Raw genomic sequence first — 15,733 nt, forward strand, 5'->3', positions numbered from 1 at the left:
TCCGGCGGGCGGTACCGTTCTGCCTCATGGCGGAGTTGAAGACGCGACTGCAGAACGACCTGACCGTGGCGATGAAGGCCAGGGAGACGGTCACGGCCGGTGCGCTGCGGATGGCGCTCACGGCCGTCACGAACGAGGAGGTCTCGGGCAAGCAGGCCCGTGAGCTCAGTGACGACGAGGTCGTGAAGGTCCTCTCGCGCGAGGCGAAGAAGCGCAAGGAGGCCGCGGAGGCCTTCGACGGTGCCGGTCGGACCGAGAAGGCCGAGCTGGAGCGCCAGGAGCTCGCCGTGCTGGAGGTCTACCTCCCCAAGCAGCTCGACGACGCGGAGCTGGCGTCCATTGTGGACAAGGCGTTCGACGCCGTGGCCGCGCAGCTCGGTGAGGCGCCGGGGCAGAAGCAGATGGGCCAGGTCATGAAGGCCGTCAACGCCGAGGTCGCCGGCCGCGCCGAGGGTGGCCGGGTGGCCGCCGCGGTGAAGGCCAAGCTGGCCGGCTGACACGAGTGTGCCGCAGCGGTCCGGCCGCTGCGGCACCCCGACTCAGAACGCCCTGTCGACCGCGTCCGCGAACTCGCCCATCGACCCGAACTCCAGGTCGTAGCTGAAGTCCTCGGTCGGCTTCGGGGTCGCGCCCCAGCCCGGCCGGTCGTGCCGCCGGTTGATCCACACGGACCGCAGCCCCTCGCGCTTGGCCGGCACGTGGTCGTGGAACAGGCTCTGCGCCACGTGCAGAAGCTCCGAACGCTCGATCCCCAACGAGTCGAGCGTGGCGTCGAGCGCACGGAAGTGGTTCTCGGCGGGCTTGTACGCGCCGACGTCCTCCGCGGTGATGATCGCCGCGAAGTCCCCGCGCAGCTGCCGGTTGCTCCCGGCGAAACCCTCGCGGTGCACGTTGGACAGAATGATCAACTTGTAGTGGGAAGCCAGGCGCGCCAACGCCTCCGCCGAGTCGGGGAACGCCGGCCAGTCCGGAACGGACGAGCCCAGTCGCCGCGCCCACTCGTCACTCACCTCGCGGCCGAGGTCGGAACCGGCCTGCCGGAACGCGGCGGTCAGCACGTCCGGGTACAGCGCGAACTCGGCCGTCCCCACCTCGGCTTCCGCGGAGGCGTAGGCGAGCAGCAGCTCCTCGTCGGACAGTGACAGCCCCTGTTCCCGCGCCCACGGCGAGAGCACCGCGATGAGCCCGGCCTCCCAGTCGATGAGCGTGCCGTAGCAGTCGAAGCTGAGCGCCTTGAACGTCGTCAGGTCCATGGCGACCAACTGTAGTACAGTTCAACTGTAGGGCAACTGGTTAAACTGGCCACATGTCAGCCCTGGACGGCCTCGAAGTGCGCCGCACCACCACGGCCCAGCAGCTCGCCGACGGCCTCTCCGAACGGATCATGGCCGGTGCTTTCGGCCCTGGTGACAGGCTCAGGGAGAGCGCGATCGCGGCCGAGCTGGGCGTCGCGCGCAACACCATCCGCGAGGCCGTCCGCATCCTGGAGCTGACCGGCCTGGTCCGCTACGAGGTCAACCGCGGCGCCGTCGTCATCGCGCCCACCCCGGAGAAGATCGAGGCGCTCTACACCGCCCGCGAACGCCTCGAAACGGCGGCGGCGATCCGCACGCCGCGTCCCGAGCAGCTCGAAGCGATCACCAGGGCGTTCGACGAGCTCACCGAGGCCGCAGCCGAAGGCGACACGGCCAGGATCGTCGATCGGGACCTGGCCTTCCACCAGGCCGTCGTGGCGCTGCTCGACAGCACGAGGCTGGACGAGTTCTTCACCGCCCTGACCAAGGAACTGCGCTTCTACCTCACGGTGCTCTCGAAGTCCGAGACGCCGGAGGAGGTCGTGGCGCAGCACCGGGTCATCCTCGACGCGATCCTGCTCGGCGACCACGACAGGGCGGTCGCCGAGATCCAGGCGCACATCGACGTGAGCGTGGAGCAGCTCAAGCAGCTGCTCGGCTGAGCGCTATCTGCCCGGTTCGGTCGGCAGCGTGATCGGTGGCGGCTCGTTCGGGTTGCCGGGGCTGGGCGGCGGCTGCGACGGCTCCGTGGCCACCGGCGGTGGCACGTACCCCGAGCTCACCGACAGCGTGATCACCGTGCCGCGCAACGCGTTGCCGCGCGGCGTCTGGCTGACGACCGTGCCCTTCGGCTGCTCGGAGTTCACCGACTGCTGGCTCACCTTGTAGCCGGCCTGGTCCAGGATCCGCGTGGCGTCGTTGATCTGCTTGCCCACCACGTCGGGGATCTGGATCTCGCGGCCGCCCTTGAGGTAGCGCTGCTCCACCTGCGGCAGCGGTGAGACCGGGATCGAGCCGTGCACCTTCGTCATCGTCTCGAACCACGTCTTGGCCGGGATCGTGCCGCCGAAGATGTTGCCGTTGCCGCACAACCGCGGTGCGGCGCCGATGCAGATCGGACGCGGGTTGGTGCCGTCGTTGAACGTCTGCACGGCGCCCGCGAAGTCCGGAGTCGCGCCGATGAACGCCGCCGACTTGTACTCCTCGGTGGTGCCCGTCTTGGCGATCATCGGGCGGGACCACTTGGCGGCACGGGCGGCGGCCGCGGCGGTGCCGTTGCCGACGTCGTCCTTGCTCATGCCGACGGCCAGACCGTTCGCGAGACCCTCGGCGACGACCTGCTCGCACGGCGCCTCGTTGACGGGAACGGCCTTGCCGTTGCGATCCAGCACCTTCGCGATCGGCGTGGGCGGGCACCACTTGCCGCCGCTCACGATGGTCGCGACGACGTTCGCGAGCTCCAGAGTGGACACCGGCGCAGGGGAGAGCGTGAACGACGCGTTGCCGCCGTTCTGCTTGTAGAACTCCGTCTGCGAGATGCGGTTCTGCTTGTCCTTGGCCTTCGGGTCGGGCCTGGTGCCCTGCAGGTTCGTCGCCATCGTCTCGCGCATGCCCAGCCGCGAGGCCATGTCCACGACCGCGTCCATGCCCGTCTGCTCCTCCAGGATCACGAAGCCGGTGTTCGGCGACGTCGCGAGGGCCTGCTGCAGCGTCATCGAGGACGGGTAGTTCGAGTCGAAGTTCGACAGGCAGTACCAGCGCGTGCCGGGCTCACCGGTGCTCGGGCAGCGCTGGGCGCCACCCTTGAAGACCTTGGAGGTGTGCGAGGTCGGCGTCGGGATGACGTTCTCGATGCCGAGACCCTTCTCCAGCGCCGCCGCGGCCGTGAACACCTTGTAGATCGAGCCGGCGCCGAACTTGTTCTCCACGCCGCTCGGCAGGTCGTACGTGGTCTGGCGCAGGTCGGACTTCAGGCCGTAGTCGCGGTTCGCGACCAGCGCGAGCACGTCGTGGCGTTCCTTGCCGGGCTTCACGATCGCCATCGTGTTGGCGATGCCCTCGGTGCCCTTGGGAACACCGGCCTCCGCCGCGGCCTTCGCCTGCGAGGTGGCTGCTCTGTCCAAAGTGGTCTGAATGGTGTAACCGCCGGTGCGCAGCTGTTCCTCGCTGAAACCCGCGCGTTGCAAGTAGTTCACGACGTACGAGCAGAAGAAACCGTTTTCCGGACCGGCGCCGACACAACCGTTCGGCGGGGTGCGCACCGGAGTCGCGAGACCCAGGCCTTCCTTCTTCGCCGCCTCACCCGCGTCGCGCGACAGCTTGTCGTTCTCGACCATCCTGTCGATCACTTTGTTGCGCCGGTCCAAAGCTTTGTCCGGATACGCTTCGGGGTCGAGCGCTGACGGACTGTTCACCATTCCCGCGAGCATCGCGGCTTGTGGAACCGTCAACTTGTCGGGAGTCGTGTTGAAGTAAGCCTGAGCCGCCGCCGCGATGCCGTAAATGGTCGAACCAAAAGGAACGACGTTCAGGTACCGGGCGAGGATCTCCTCCTTGCCGAGCTTGCGCTCGAGCTGCAACGAGATCCGGGCTTCGCGCATCTTGCGCGCGATGGTCTGCTCCTGGGCCTTGGCCTGCTCCAGCTTGTTGTTCCGCGCCACGACGTGGACCAGGTAGTTCTTGACGTACTGCTGGGTGAGCGTGGACGCGCCCTGCGAGACCGAGCCGCTGACCTGGTTCGTCAGGCCGGCACGGATCGTGCCCTTCCAGTCGACGCCCTGGTGCTCGTAGAACCGCCGGTCCTCGACCGAGATCAGCGCCGCCTTCATGGTCGGCGAGATCTTCTCGGGAGGTGTCAGCACTCTGTACTGGTCGAACAGGTAGGCGATCGGGGCCCCGTCCTTGTCCGTGACCGTGGTGATCAACGGAGGATCCGTCGTCACCAGGTCGGCCGAGATGCTGTCCACCGTGTCGCTGGCTCTGTTCGAGACGAGACCTGTCGCACCCACGACTGGGAACAGCATGCCGGCGAGGAGAACCCCAGCCAGCAGGCACAGGCCGAGCATCTTGAGCACGCCATTCCTGACTCGCACGCGGGCCAGCGTACGCCGTACACGAACGGGTGAAGGTGATCAGTAAGTGCCGTTACTCAGCATGAGTAGACATACGCAAGACAGGTAACAGTCGGGTGACCCAGGCTTGGAGAGGGAACCGAACGGCACTACAGTCCGTCAACGTCCAAGGAATGCAGCCGTGGCTCGAACGCTACGGCATCCGTGGCAGGGGTGTGGCGGATTTCCACATTTGGACAGCACTGAGGAGTGGGGGATATGAACCAGGGGGATTGGCGTATCAACGCTTCGTGCCGTGACGAGGAGCCGGATCAGCTCTTCGTCCGAGGTGCGGAGCAGCGCAAGGCGAAGCTCGTGTGCCTGGGTTGCCCGGTGCGCATGGAATGCCTGGCCGAAGCGCTGGACAACAAGATCGAGTTCGGGGTCTGGGGAGGCATGACCGAGCGCGAACGCCGTGCTCTGCTGCGCCGCCGTCCGGACGTCGACTCGTGGCTCGAACTACTCGACAACGCACGTCAGGAACACGTCGAGGACACGAGGGTCGGCTAGGCGCAGCCGGCGTCTACTCGCCGGCGAGCCGGCGACCTATCTCCCGTAGGCCGTCGAGGTCGTGCACGTCAGCAGGCAATGCGGGCACGCCGACCAGCGAAACGCCGGGGTGGGCACGCGTGAACCGGGCCAGCAGCCGCTTCTCACGATCGGCGACTGCCACCCGGTCCGCGTGCAGCCGGAGCACTGCCGCGGCGAGCGGCGCGTCACCGGAGCGGTCGAGGTCGTCCGCTGCGGCGACCGCCTTCGCCGCGGGCAGGTCGGTCGCGAGCACGGGATGCGTCCTGTTCGCGACGAGCCCGCACAGCGGCATGTTCTCGGCGCTGAGGCGCTCCACGAAATAGCTCGCCTCGCGCAATGCGTCGGGCTCGGCCGCCGCGACCACGACGAAACCGGTTCCGGGCGACCGGAGCAGTTCGTAGGTGCGCTGGGCGCGCTCGCGGAATCCTCCGAACATGCTGTCGAAAGCCTGAACAAAAGTTGACGCGTCCTGCAACAGCTGGCCACCGACGATCGTCGACACGGCGCGCGTGAAAAGGCTGAAACCGGTTCCAACGATCTTGAGCAGCCCGCGGCCGCTCGCACGCGCCGGAGCCGACAGCATCCGGATGAACCTGCCGTCGAGCACCGTCGACAACCGCTGCGGCGCGTCCAGGAAGTCGAGCGCCGACCGGCTCGGCGGGGTGTCGACGATGATCAGGTCCCACTCGTCCTGCGCCACCAGCTGGCCCAGCTTCTCCATCGCCATGTACTCCTGCGTGCCGGAGAACGACGAGGAAATGGTCTGGTAGAAGGGGTTCGACAGGATCTGGTCGGCCCGGTCGCGGCCGGCGTGGGTCAGCACCATGTCGTCGAACGTGCGACGCATGTCGAGCATCATCGCGAACAGCTCGCCCTTGGGCTCGAAGCCCTCCACGACGACCTCGCGCGGGTGGTTGTCCAGTTCCCGCAGGCCCAGCGACTGCGCCAGGCGTCGGGCCGGGTCGATCGTCAGCACGACCACGCGCCTGCCGCGTTCGGCCGCGCGCAACGCCAGCGCCGCCGCCGTCGTCGTCTTGCCCACGCCGCCGGAGCCGCAGCACACGAGGACGCGCGTCCCCAGGTCGTCGAGCAGGGGGTCGAATTCGAGCCTGTTCATCGGACTCCTGCCGCGACCAGCGCCTCGGCCAGCTCGTAGAGCGCGGCCACGTCCACCCCGTCCGTCAGGTCCGGCAGCTCCAGCGTCGGCAGGTCCGACTCGCCGAGCAGTTCCTTGGCCTCTTGTTGTGACTGCACCCGGATGGCGTGCTCCACGGTCTCGTCGACCAAACCTTCGAGAGTGAACTCGTCGAGGTCGAGCCCGGCGGCCTGCAGCCCCGCGCGCACCCGCGCCTCGTCGAGCCTGCCCTCGGCGGCGACCGGCAGCGACCGCGCGGGCAGCCGCGTCGGCTGGACCCGGTTCACCAGCACCGCGCCCGGCCGCAGGTCGGCGCCGTCCAGTTCGGCGACGGCGTCCAGGGTCTCGCGCACCGGCATCTCCTCCAGCAGCGCCACCAGGTGCACCGCCGTGTCGCCGGAGTGCAGCAGCCGCACGACGCCCTCGCTCTGCCCCTTGATCGGCCCGACCTTGGCGAGGTCGGCCATGGCCTTGGTGACGTCGAGGAACTTGACCACGCGCCCGGTGGGCGGCGCGTCCAGCACGACGGCGTCGTAGAGGTGGCGGCCGTCCGCCCCGGTGCGGTTGACGCACTCCTTGACCTTGCCGGTCAGCAGGACGTCGCGCAGGCCGGGGGCGAGCGTGGTCGCGAACTCGATCGCGCCCATCTTGCGCAGCGTGCGGCCCGCGAAGCCGAGGTTGTAGAACATCGCCAGGTACTCGAGGAGCGCGGCCTCCGCGTCGACCGCGAGCGCGTGCACCTCACCGCCGCCCGGCGCGGACGCGATCCGTTCCTCGGAGTAGGGCAGCGGGGCCCGGTCGAAGAGCTGGGCGATGCCCTGCCTGCCCTCGACCTCGACCAGCAGCACCCGGCGCCCGCCGGTGGCCAGGGCCAGCGCCAGCGCGGCCGCCACCGTCGTCTTGCCCGTGCCGCCCTTGCCGGAGACCACGTGCAGACGGGCTCGGGTCAGCTCCTCGGTCCACGACGTCACACGTCCAGACTATGTGTGAATCCGGCCGGAGGTGGACTGGTCGGTCAATCGACCATGGTGAGGAAGAGAACGGCCATGGCGGTGGCGGCGACCAAGGCCCAGGCCACGACCGACGGCAGCCACAGCGCGATGCTGGCCGTGATGACGACCACGACCACCAGTCCGATCAGTCCGGCCTGGACGACGGCGACGCGCTGGCTGTGCTTGCGGTCACGCACCTGAGCCATGGCGACGAGCACCATCACCAGCCCACCCGCCGCGAACAGGGCGGTGGCGATGATCCGCCAGGTCTCCATGTGATCAAGGTAGCTCCAACCGCGCCGACCGCGCAGGCCCCGCTCGGGTGGCAAGTTAGGCTCCGCGCATGACGAAGTGGGAGTACGCGACCGTGCCGTTGTTGATCCACGCCACGAAGCAGATCCTCGACCAGTGGGGCGAGGACGGCTGGGAGCTGGTCACGGTGCTGACCAATCCGACCGGTGAGCAGCACGTCGCGTACCTGAAGCGAGTGAAGCCGTGAGCACCTGGAGCAACCGCCTGGAGGAGCTCGGCATCGAGCTGCCCGGCGTCGCCGCCCCGCTCGCCGCGTACGTGCCCGCCACGCAGAGCGGCTCGTGGGTGTTCACGTCCGGCCAGCTGCCGTTCGTCGACGGCAAGCTGCCGGCCACCGGCAAGGTCGGCGCCGAGGTCTCCCCGGAAGAGGCCAAGCAGTACTCCGCGACGTGCATCCTCAACGCTCTCGCGGCCGTGCACGCGCTCGTGGGGATTGACTCGATCAAGCGAGTCGTGAAAGTTGTCGGGTTCGTGGCCTCCGCCGAGGGCTTCACCGGTCAGCCGGGTGTCATCAACGGCGCCTCCGAGCTGCTCGGCGAGATTTTCGGTGACGAGGGCAAGCACGCCCGGTCCGCCGTGGGCGTGGCCGAGCTGCCGATCGGCGCTCCGGTGGAGATCGAACTGATCGTCGAGGTCTGAGTTCCCGGTTCTGGTTACGGGTTCTGCTGAAGGGTGTGACATGTCGGACACGTGCCACGAACTGCTGCTGCGGCTCGCCGGGCGCCTCCCGGACGACCTGCTGTGGCGGTACCGGGACTGGGCCGCATCGGATGCGTACGCCGTGCTCGCGCGGTCGCTGCCGCGCACCCTTCTGCACGGACGCATCCCGCTGACCGATCACGAACTGCGCCTTTTGCAGGACGCGCTGGTGCCCTACGGGGCGGATCCCGGTGCGCTCAGTTCGGTCAAAGGACTGGACGAAGTGCCCGCCACCGACTACACCTTTTCCCCGGAATCACCCGATCGGGTGCCGATGGGTGATTCCGCGACCGTCGTTCTCGGTGCCACGCTGCGAGGCCGGCACGGGGTCGGTGAGGTTCGCTCCTGCTGGCGCATCGGTCCCTCCGGGATCAACCGCGTCCTGCTGGTGGCGGCCACGACCGGCCACGCCCGGCTGACCGGTGAGTTGCAGCGCGTTCTGCGGGCGTTGGGCGAGCACGACCCGTGCGTAGAGGTCATGTCGTCCGGAATGGACCTTCCGCCCTATCACCGGGCGGCGTTGGCCGCATCCGAGCTGGTGTGCGCCGGCGCCGAGTCCGATGAGCACCTGGTGCTCAGCTAAGGAGAGTTGACGTGACGAACGACGGTGTCGGCCTGCCGGTCCGTCTCCACGATCTCCTGTTGTCGATGGCCGGGCGCGTGGACGACGCCGCTCTGTCGCAGGCCCGCGAGTTCCTCGCGGTCGGAGAACTGGACCGATCGATCGAGCTGCTCGTGGGCACGCTCGTCGCGGGCAGCATCCCGGTGCTGCCGGACGAACGCGCCGCCATCACGTGGGTCCTCCACGAGGTCCGCTCGGACGCGTCGCTGACCGACCGCCTGCCGGTGGTCGAGATGCTGCCGTTCGTCAGGCACCGCTTCACCTCCGAGACCGACCCGGCCTCGGACATCGCCGGCGACCTGGCCCGTGCGGTGTCGGTGCTGCCGGACGTCCGCTCGGTGCGGTGCGTCTGGCGTTCGTCGCCGACGGGCTCCACGCCGGGCCCGTTGCCGCAGCGCGTGGTGCTGGTGGACATCGGTCCGCAGGGCTTCGCGCCCGCGACCGCCTACCGGGTCGACTCGGTGCTGCGCAAGGCGGGCGTCCGCGCCGCCGTCGAGGTCCTGACGACCGGTGTGCAGATCAGCGAGTACCACGCCGCCGCGATGACGTCCTCCCTCGCGGTGCCGATCTCCGGCGCCCCGGCCCCGATGGCCGACCACGTCTCGCAGCAGCAGCAAGCCTGGTTCGACCAGCCCGCCGAGGAGCTTCCGGCTCCGGCGCCGGTGGCCGAGCCGACACCGGCGCCGGAGCAACTGGAAGAGACCGGCTCACGACGCACACGTTCCACACCGCCGGCGGTCGAGGGCTCGCAGCCCTTCCCGCCCAAGCCCGTGAAGCGCATCCCGAGGGCCACCGTGGAGCCCGAGATCGAGGCGCTCCCGGAGCCCGTGCCGATCAACCGGGCCGAGATCACCACCGAGCTCAAGCCCGACGAGCTGGCGGCCCTGCAGGCGGCCTTAGCCGAGCCCGCCGAGCCGTCGTCGGTGGACGCGAACCTCAGCGAGCGCGAGCGGGCCCTGCTGCAGCAGCTGCACGAGGAGCTGGCGCAGCGGGAGCAGACCGGGTCACCGGCCACCGACAGCGGCCGCTGGCAGATCGACCGCTCGTCGTCGCGTCAGTCGGCGTTCGGGGCCACGAACAACGGCCACCAGCCTCAGTAACCGGTCCGCAGGTACTCCAGCTGGGCCCGCACCGACCACTCGGCGGCGGGCCACAGCACCCGGTCGACGTCCGCGTAGACGACCTCGACGACCTGGCGCGGAGTCGGCGCGCCGCCGAGCTCCTGGACGGCCTCGCGGACCTGCTCCAGGCGTTGCGAGCGGTGGGCGAGGTACATCCGCGCCGCTTCCCCCGCGTCCGCGAGTTCCGGTCCGTGACCGGGCAGGACGGCGGTGTTCTCCGGCAGGTCGGCCAGCAGCTTGAGCGACTCGAAGTAGTCGCCGAGCCTGCCGTCCGGGTGCGCGACGATCGTCGTGCCGCGGCCCAGGACGGTGTCGCCGGTCAGCACGGCCTCGCCCTCGATCACGAAGCACAGCGAGTCGCTGGTGTGGCCGGGCGTGCCCAGGACGCGGAGTTCCAGGCCCGCGCTGATGATCACATCGCCGTCGGTGAGGCCCTCTGACCCGTAGGTGAACGTCGGGTCGAGCGCGCGCACCGGAGCCTTCACGAGTTCCGCGAACTCCCGCGCGCCCTCGGAGTGGTCGGGGTGGCCGTGGGTCAGCAGGATCTCGGCGACCGGGCCGATCTCCGCGATGCGCTTCAGGTGGGCGTCGTCGAGCGGGCCGGGGTCGACGACCACGTACGACGTCGCTTCCGGGGCCTTGAGCAGCCACGTGTTCGTGCCGTCGAGCGTCATCGGGGACGGGTTGTCGGCCAGCAGCACGGCGGCGTGGCCGGTGACCTGGCGGAGTTCGCCGTACCGAGGGTGCTGCGCGCGGGCGCCGATCAGCGGGGAGCCGCTCACTGGAACACCACCCGGATGACGTCGCCGTCGCGGATCAGCTTGGGGATGATCTTCTCGACGCTGCGTTCCTCGGCCATGACCTTCTCGACGCTGCCCAGAGCGCCCACCTCGTCGAGGGTGCGCCAGGTGGGCGGCATGAGCATGCGGCGGCCCTCCTGGGCGTCCTGGATGGCGGCCGCGGGGGTCTGCCACGCCGCGTCGGAGGCCTCGGTCGTCTCGCCGTCGGCCTTCTGGCCCGACGGCAGCGCGGCGACGAAGAAGCGGGTGTCGTAGCGGCGAGGCTCCTCGTACGGGGTCACCCAGTTCGCCCACGGTCGCAAAAGATCCGCGCGCAGGACCAGGTTGTTGGCCGCCAGGAACTGCGCGAGGGAGAGCTCGCGGTCGACCAGTTGCTGCCGGGCCTGCGCGTAGACCTTCGTGTCCGCGACGACCGAGGTGGCGTCGGGACCCGCGAGCAGCACGCCGGACTCCTCGAACATCTCGCGCACGGCCGCGCACACGAACGCACGGGCCGTGGCCGCGTCGACGTCGAAGATCTCGCCCCACCACTCCGGCGGCGGACCGGTCCACGCGACAGACGTGTCGGCGTCGCGCTGGTCCACGCCCCCACCGGGGAAGACGGTCATGCCGCCCGCGAACGCCATGCCCTTCACGCGGCGCAGCAGGAAGGCCTCGAGGCCCTCGGCGCCGTCGCGGAGCAGGACCACGGTGACGGCGTCGCGTGCCTCGGCGGGTTGGGAAACCGGCGTTCGGGGTACCAGGTTTCCCGGCAAGGTCATGTCGTCGGGCATCCTCCGAGCGTACGACCGCGCTTACTCGAGGATGGTGTGATGGCGACGAACGTCTCCGGCTGCCTGGTGAAGGTCCTGCTGTTCCTGCTCGGCGCGGTGATGGGCACAGGCCTCACCGCGGTGGCGGGCGTGGTGATGTTCGTGCCGGACAGCACGACCGTGAGCAGCGTCGAACCGACCTCCGACGCGCCGGGCATGTACGTGAAGAAGGTCGAACGGGTCGTCGGCGGCGACCACTACGAGATCTGGCTCGGGCCGTCAGCCGATCGCGGCTACGTGGTGACGGTGCCCGGCGGCTGGGGTCACGAGCCGAAGCGGGAGGCCGATCAGGACGGCGTGCGCCTGAAGTTCGGCAACGGCGGCGAGATCTTCGTCCCCAAGGCCAGTTACTCCTGAGGCAGGATGTGCGAGTGGACGAACAGCTGCGCGTAGGACTTGTCGGTGCGGGCCCGTGGGCCCGGATGATCCACGGCCCCGGAATCGCGAACCACCCCGGCACCACGCTGACCGGCGTGTGGGCGCGCCGCCCGGAAGCGGCGCGAGAGCTCGCCGGTTCCCTTGGCGCGGAACCGTTCGAGGACTACGCGGCCATGCTGTCCACTGTGGACGCCGTGGCGTTCTGCGTGCCGCCGGGCGTGCAGGGCCCGATGGCGATCGAGGCGGCGAAGGCGGGCAAGCACGTCGTCCTGGAGAAGCCGATCGCGGAGTCCGCCGAGGTGGCCGCGGAACTCGTCGCGGCCGTGGAGGAGGCGGGCGTCGCGTCCCTGGTCGTGCTGACCCGCCGCTACGCCCCCGAGACCAAGGAGATGCTGGCGCAGCTGCACCGCACCGGCGGCTGGACCGGCGCAGACAGCCGCTGGATCTCCGGCGCACTGCTCGACGGCCCGTTCTCGAACTCCCCGTGGCGCCACGACAAGGGCGCGCTGGACGACGTGGGCCCGCACGCGTTCGACCTGCTCGACGCCGCCCTGGGCGAGATCACCGACGTCCTGGCCGCGAACGTCACGGACACCGGCCTGTGGCAGCTGATCCTCCAGCACGCCGGCGGCGCCACCAGCACCGTCTCGCTGTGCCTCTCCCTGCCGATGCAGCCGCCGTTCGCGGACTTCACCGTCTTCGGCACCGAGGGCCACCGCACCCTGACGAACCGGGACACGCCCGCGCTGGAGTGCTTCACGAACCTGCTCGACGACTTCGTGGCGATGGTGGACAGCGGCACCACCACGCACGAGTGCGACGTGCGGCGGGGGCTGCACCTGCAGCGGATCATCGACCTGGCGCGCCGCAAGGCGAGTGCCTGAGATCTGAGCCCGAACCGGGGCGCCCGAAAATGTCAGGGGTGCCCGCTAGCGTCCTGAACCATGGACCTGACCGCCACCACAGCCGACCTGGCCGGTGCCGCCGCCGAGGTGGCGCGGCTGCTGCCGACGCGTGTGCTCGACCCGGTGCTGGCCGGGCTCCGCCTGAAGGCCGGCACGGACGTGGAGGTCGCGGGCAGCGACCAGGAGCACGGCGTGCGCCTGAGCGTCTACGCGACGGTGCACACCGAGGGCGAGGTGCTGGTGCCCGCGAAGCTGCTGGCCGCGACGCTCCAGGCGCTCGACGAGCCGCAGGTGCGGCTCAAGGTCGAGGGGCAGCGGCTGGCCATCCGCACTCCCACGTCCAGGTTCGCGCTGCCGCTGCTCGACCTCGCCCACCACCCCGGCGTTCCGGTGTTGCCGGAGCTCCAGGGGCACATCGACGCGGCCAAGCTCAGGATCATCGCGGCCGTGGCGGGTGCGGCGAGCAAGGACGACGCGTTGCCGATCTTCACCGGCATCCGGATCCAGTCGGACGCCCACAAGCTGCACTTCATGGCCACGGACCGCTATCGCATGGCCTACGCCACAATTCCGTGGGAACAACAAGGTCAACTCGACCTGTTGGTACCTGCGAAGGCCATCGTCGAGGCGGCCCGGCAGGCGACGGACGAGGTCGCCCTGCACGCGAACCAGGACCGCATCGGCCTCGCCTGGGGCAACAACTCGATCTCCACCGCGCTCTTGGCCGCTCCGTTCCCGGACGACCGGGCGCGCCGACTACTGGAGGCAGTCATCGACAGCACGGTGCTCGTGGACGCCGACGCGCTGGCGCGCGCCGTCCGCAGAGCCACGCCCTACGGCGGCCCGCACCAGGCCGTGACCATCCAGGTCGAGGACTCGGAGGTCAGGGTCAAGGGCAGCGACCCGCAGCAGGGCGAGTCGGAGGAGTTCGTCAAGGCGACGGTCGAGGGCGACCGGCTGACCAAGACGTTCCAGGCCCGCTACCTCGCGGACGCGCTGAAGGCGTTCGCCGGCCGCCGGATCGAGCTGAAGATCCAGGACGGCCTGCGCTCCACGGTGCTGACGTCGCCGCCGGGCGAAGACGGCGTCGAGCTCACCTATCTCGTGGTGCCGATGCGTTCGGTGGCCTGAGGAACGCAGAAGGCCGGCCCGATCCGGGCCGGCCTTCCGAGTGTCGATCAGCGCGAGGCGAGTTCCATGTCGGAGCGGGCCGGCACCTCGGCGGGCACGCCGCGCTGCACGGTGGCGCGCAGCAGCCAGACCGCCAGCGCGATCACCAGGCCGGCGACACCCGCCGCGACGAACGCCGGTCGCGTGCCGAAGTGCTCGATCAGCTGGCCGGACAGGCCCTGCCCGATGGCGAGGCCGACGGTCACCGAGGTGATCACCCAGCCGAACGCCTCCGCGGCCATGCCGTTCGGCGTGACCTGCTCGATCGCCGCGGAGTGCGCGGTCGACTGCGGCGTGATCAGCGTGCCTACCAGGAACAGCGCGATGCCGAGGCCGATCAGCGTCGCCGGGATCGAGAGCAGGAACGTCAGCAGCGCGAAGCCGCCCAGCAGCACCGGCAGGCGCAGGTGCATCGGGCGCGGCCACGGGCGCATGCCGTAGAGCACGCCGAAGATCACCGAGCTGATCGACCACAGCGACAGCATCAGGCCACCCATCGAGGCGTGACCCGCGGCCTTCGCGAACGCCGGCACGGCCACCTCGACGAAACCGATGGTCACACCGAAGCCCAGCGCGGCCAGCGCCACCGTGCGCATGCCGGGGTAGGCGAAGGCGCCGAGCAACGGGCGCGGTGCCTGCTCGACGGGACCCCAGGCGCGGACAACGGGGTTGAACGCGAACCACAGCGCGCCGACGACCATCAGCACGGAGCCGACGAGGACACCGGTGCCCGCCCACGGCGCGGCCAGCAGCAGACCGGCGAGACCCGGTCCGAGGATGAAGAAGACCTCCATGCTGATCGCCTCGTAGGCGTAGCCCGCCATCCGCGTCGGGCCGGCGGGAACCATCCGCTCCCACAGCGCACGCGACGCCGAGCCCACCATCGGCTCGGTCGCACCGACGCCGAGGGCCAGCGGGACCAGCACGAACACGGACGCGGCCGCCTCGACGGCGAGCACGGAGACGGTGACGAACACGGCGAACATCCCGGTCACCCAGAGCAGGGGACGGGTGGGGCCGAAGCGGTCCATCAGCCGGCCCTGGACGACGGAACCGAGTGCCACACCCGTCAGCGCCGCCGCCGAGACCATGCCGGCGACCGCGAACGATCCCGTCGCGCGCTCGACGTAGAGCAGCAGCGAGAGCCCGACCATCGCGATGGGCAGGCGGGCGAGCAGAGACGCGACCACGGGGCCGCGCATGCCGGGGGTCGTCAGGGCAGCGCGGTAGTCGGAGAGACGGGCGGAGTGGGACATGTGTACCAGTATGCCAAAGTTGGTACGGATGTACCAGTTCGGGTGCGCGGAGTCACCATGGTTGCGATTGGGTCACGGGAATGGGATGACCGGGTGAAACATGCAACGAATCGGCCACACACGAGGTCCTTGAGGGTGAAAGGGCTTGAGTGGTCGGGGTGTCGACGTGCGAAAGTTGACTCGCTGACCGAGACCGAAGACCGAAGACCAACCTCTGGCCAGAGGGTCGGGGCCTGCGCGCCAGAGGATGGAAGGCGTGGTTCGTCGGGGGATGGGCCGCGCGAACACAAAGGACCGGTGCGCCACGTCGGGGGTGGCGCCCGGTCCTTCGTGTTCGGGGGCTGTGCTTGTTGGCCGCTGCTCCGCAGACGGCGGCGAGTTCGCCGGGAAGCTGGTCATCCGCCCGCCGCTTCGCCCCGATTGGGCTTCGCCGAATCGGGACGAAGAGGCGAACGGATGACCAGCGCGAACTCGCGAAACTCCTCGCCCGGCCGGGCGTCGCCGCGAACTCGCGATGCCTGCCGTGCCGGTCGGGGCGTCGCCGCGAACTTGCGATGCCTGCCGTGCCGGTCGGGGCGTCGCCGCGAACTCGCGA

General features: G+C 69.7%; 18 protein-coding genes. 10 read left to right on the plus strand and 8 right to left on the minus strand.

Annotated features, from left to right (window positions below; genetic code table 11):
* Positions 1–26: 26 nt before the first annotated feature.
* On the plus strand, positions 27–497 hold the full coding sequence (locus AB0M48_RS22785) for a GatB/YqeY domain-containing protein (RefSeq protein ID WP_319985392.1): 471 nt from the start codon (positions 27–29) through the stop codon (positions 495–497).
* A 42-nt stretch (positions 498–539) separates the two neighbouring features.
* Here AB0M48_RS22785 and AB0M48_RS22790 read toward each other — a convergent pair whose 3' ends face one another.
* Positions 540–1,253, minus strand: a complete 714-nt coding sequence (locus tag AB0M48_RS22790; RefSeq protein WP_363845421.1) for a haloacid dehalogenase type II — start codon at positions 1,251–1,253, stop codon at positions 540–542.
* Between the two features lie 53 nt (positions 1,254–1,306).
* Here AB0M48_RS22790 and AB0M48_RS22795 point away from each other — a divergent pair, with 53 nt between their 5' ends.
* Positions 1,307–1,957: a GntR family transcriptional regulator gene (locus AB0M48_RS22795; protein WP_363845424.1), complete on the plus strand. Its 651-nt coding sequence runs from the start codon at positions 1,307–1,309 to the stop codon at positions 1,955–1,957.
* A 3-nt stretch (positions 1,958–1,960) separates the two neighbouring features.
* Here the strand turns inward: AB0M48_RS22795 and AB0M48_RS22800 are convergent, their stop codons facing one another.
* A complete protein-coding gene (locus AB0M48_RS22800) occupies positions 1,961–4,387 on the minus strand; it encodes a transglycosylase domain-containing protein (RefSeq protein ID WP_363845427.1) in 2,427 nt (808 codons plus the stop codon).
* A gap of 237 nt (positions 4,388–4,624) precedes the next feature.
* Between AB0M48_RS22800 and AB0M48_RS22805 the strand changes: the two genes are divergently transcribed.
* Positions 4,625–4,915, plus strand: a complete 291-nt coding sequence (locus AB0M48_RS22805; protein ID WP_266041199.1) for a WhiB family transcriptional regulator — start codon at positions 4,625–4,627, stop codon at positions 4,913–4,915.
* 13 nt (positions 4,916–4,928) lie between these two features.
* Here AB0M48_RS22805 and AB0M48_RS22810 read toward each other — a convergent pair whose 3' ends face one another.
* Genes AB0M48_RS22810 through AB0M48_RS22820 form a run of 3 tightly spaced genes read right to left on the minus strand, consistent with a single transcriptional unit; the run spans position 4,929 to position 7,338 of the window.
* Positions 4,929–6,053, minus strand: a complete 1,125-nt coding sequence (locus tag AB0M48_RS22810; RefSeq protein ID WP_363845431.1) for an ArsA-related P-loop ATPase — start codon at positions 6,051–6,053, stop codon at positions 4,929–4,931.
* Entirely contained in the window at positions 6,050–7,042 is a 993-nt protein-coding gene (locus AB0M48_RS22815; protein WP_363845434.1) for an ArsA-related P-loop ATPase, read from the minus strand. Before AB0M48_RS22815 ends, AB0M48_RS22810 begins: the two co-directional genes overlap by 4 nt.
* A 44-nt stretch (positions 7,043–7,086) precedes the next feature.
* Positions 7,087–7,338 carry a hypothetical protein gene (locus AB0M48_RS22820; protein WP_363845437.1) on the minus strand — a complete coding sequence of 84 codons (252 nt, stop codon included), beginning with the start codon at positions 7,336–7,338 and terminating at the stop codon, positions 7,087–7,089.
* A gap of 68 nt (positions 7,339–7,406) precedes the next feature.
* Between AB0M48_RS22820 and AB0M48_RS22825 the strand changes: the two genes are divergently transcribed.
* The 4 genes from AB0M48_RS22825 to AB0M48_RS22840 are packed head-to-tail and all read left to right on the plus strand — an operon-like array spanning position 7,407 to position 9,796.
* Positions 7,407–7,562 carry a DUF4177 domain-containing protein gene (locus tag AB0M48_RS22825; RefSeq protein ID WP_266041202.1) on the plus strand — a complete coding sequence of 52 codons (156 nt, stop codon included), beginning with the start codon at positions 7,407–7,409 and terminating at the stop codon, positions 7,560–7,562.
* Positions 7,559–8,014 carry a RidA family protein gene (locus AB0M48_RS22830; RefSeq protein WP_363845441.1) on the plus strand — a complete coding sequence of 152 codons (456 nt, stop codon included), beginning with the start codon at positions 7,559–7,561 and terminating at the stop codon, positions 8,012–8,014. The genes AB0M48_RS22825 and AB0M48_RS22830 overlap by 4 nt, the downstream gene beginning before the upstream one ends.
* Before the next feature lie 40 nt (positions 8,015–8,054).
* Positions 8,055–8,657: a hypothetical protein gene (locus tag AB0M48_RS22835; protein ID WP_363845444.1), complete on the plus strand. Its 603-nt coding sequence runs from the start codon at positions 8,055–8,057 to the stop codon at positions 8,655–8,657.
* A gap of 11 nt (positions 8,658–8,668) precedes the next feature.
* Positions 8,669–9,796, plus strand: a complete 1,128-nt coding sequence (locus AB0M48_RS22840; RefSeq protein ID WP_363845447.1) for a hypothetical protein — start codon at positions 8,669–8,671, stop codon at positions 9,794–9,796.
* On the opposite strand, the gene AB0M48_RS22845 is transcribed toward AB0M48_RS22840, so the two are convergent.
* Positions 9,790–10,599, minus strand: coding sequence for an MBL fold metallo-hydrolase (locus AB0M48_RS22845; RefSeq protein ID WP_363845450.1), 810 nt, complete (start codon positions 10,597–10,599; stop codon positions 9,790–9,792). The genes AB0M48_RS22840 and AB0M48_RS22845 overlap by 7 nt on opposite strands.
* On the minus strand, positions 10,596–11,378 hold the full coding sequence (locus AB0M48_RS22850; protein WP_363845972.1) for an NUDIX hydrolase: 783 nt from the start codon (positions 11,376–11,378) through the stop codon (positions 10,596–10,598). The genes AB0M48_RS22845 and AB0M48_RS22850 overlap by 4 nt, the downstream gene beginning before the upstream one ends.
* Positions 11,379–11,429: 51 nt before the next feature.
* On the opposite strand from AB0M48_RS22850, the gene AB0M48_RS22855 reads away from it, so the two are divergent.
* From AB0M48_RS22855 to dnaN, 3 genes are read left to right on the plus strand one after another with little or no spacing between them, the layout of a single operon-like run.
* Positions 11,430–11,786, plus strand: a complete 357-nt coding sequence (locus AB0M48_RS22855; RefSeq protein ID WP_363845453.1) for a hypothetical protein — start codon at positions 11,430–11,432, stop codon at positions 11,784–11,786.
* A 14-nt stretch (positions 11,787–11,800) separates the two neighbouring features.
* Complete coding sequence (locus AB0M48_RS22860; protein WP_363845456.1) at positions 11,801–12,691, plus strand: Gfo/Idh/MocA family oxidoreductase; 891 nt, start codon at positions 11,801–11,803, stop codon at positions 12,689–12,691.
* Between the two features lie 60 nt (positions 12,692–12,751).
* Positions 12,752–13,843, plus strand: a complete 1,092-nt coding sequence (gene dnaN / locus AB0M48_RS22865) for a DNA polymerase III subunit beta (protein ID WP_363845459.1) — start codon at positions 12,752–12,754, stop codon at positions 13,841–13,843.
* 47 nt (positions 13,844–13,890) lie between these two features.
* Here the strand turns inward: dnaN and AB0M48_RS22870 are convergent, their stop codons facing one another.
* On the minus strand, positions 13,891–15,138 hold the full coding sequence (locus AB0M48_RS22870; protein ID WP_363845462.1) for an MFS transporter: 1,248 nt from the start codon (positions 15,136–15,138) through the stop codon (positions 13,891–13,893).
* Between the last annotated feature and the right edge of the window lie 595 nt (positions 15,139–15,733).

This window comes from Lentzea sp. NPDC051208, assembly GCF_040682435.1.
GTDB classification, from domain to species: domain Bacteria; phylum Actinomycetota; class Actinomycetes; order Mycobacteriales; family Pseudonocardiaceae; genus Lentzea; species Lentzea kristufekii.

Excerpts from the sequence above, each read along its gene's own strand:
- AB0M48_RS22785 (WP_319985392.1), top strand. The coding sequence starts at position 27 with ATGGCGGAGTTGAAGACGCGACTGCAGAACGACCTGACCGTGGCGATG.
- AB0M48_RS22790 (WP_363845421.1), bottom strand. The coding sequence starts at position 1,253 with ATGGACCTGACGACGTTCAAGGCGCTCAGCTTCGACTGCTACGGCACG.
- AB0M48_RS22795 (WP_363845424.1), top strand. The coding sequence starts at position 1,307 with ATGTCAGCCCTGGACGGCCTCGAAGTGCGCCGCACCACCACGGCCCAG.
- AB0M48_RS22805 (WP_266041199.1), top strand. The coding sequence starts at position 4,625 with ATGAACCAGGGGGATTGGCGTATCAACGCTTCGTGCCGTGACGAGGAG.
- AB0M48_RS22810 (WP_363845431.1), bottom strand. The coding sequence starts at position 6,053 with ATGAACAGGCTCGAATTCGACCCCCTGCTCGACGACCTGGGGACGCGC.
- AB0M48_RS22820 (WP_363845437.1), bottom strand. The coding sequence starts at position 7,338 with ATGGAGACCTGGCGGATCATCGCCACCGCCCTGTTCGCGGCGGGTGGG.
- AB0M48_RS22825 (WP_266041202.1), top strand. The coding sequence starts at position 7,407 with ATGACGAAGTGGGAGTACGCGACCGTGCCGTTGTTGATCCACGCCACG.
- AB0M48_RS22835 (WP_363845444.1), top strand. The coding sequence starts at position 8,055 with ATGTCGGACACGTGCCACGAACTGCTGCTGCGGCTCGCCGGGCGCCTC.
- AB0M48_RS22850 (WP_363845972.1), bottom strand. The coding sequence starts at position 11,378 with ATGACCTTGCCGGGAAACCTGGTACCCCGAACGCCGGTTTCCCAACCC.
- AB0M48_RS22855 (WP_363845453.1), top strand. The coding sequence starts at position 11,430 with ATGGCGACGAACGTCTCCGGCTGCCTGGTGAAGGTCCTGCTGTTCCTG.
- dnaN (WP_363845459.1), top strand. The coding sequence starts at position 12,752 with ATGGACCTGACCGCCACCACAGCCGACCTGGCCGGTGCCGCCGCCGAG.
- AB0M48_RS22870 (WP_363845462.1), bottom strand. The coding sequence starts at position 15,138 with ATGTCCCACTCCGCCCGTCTCTCCGACTACCGCGCTGCCCTGACGACC.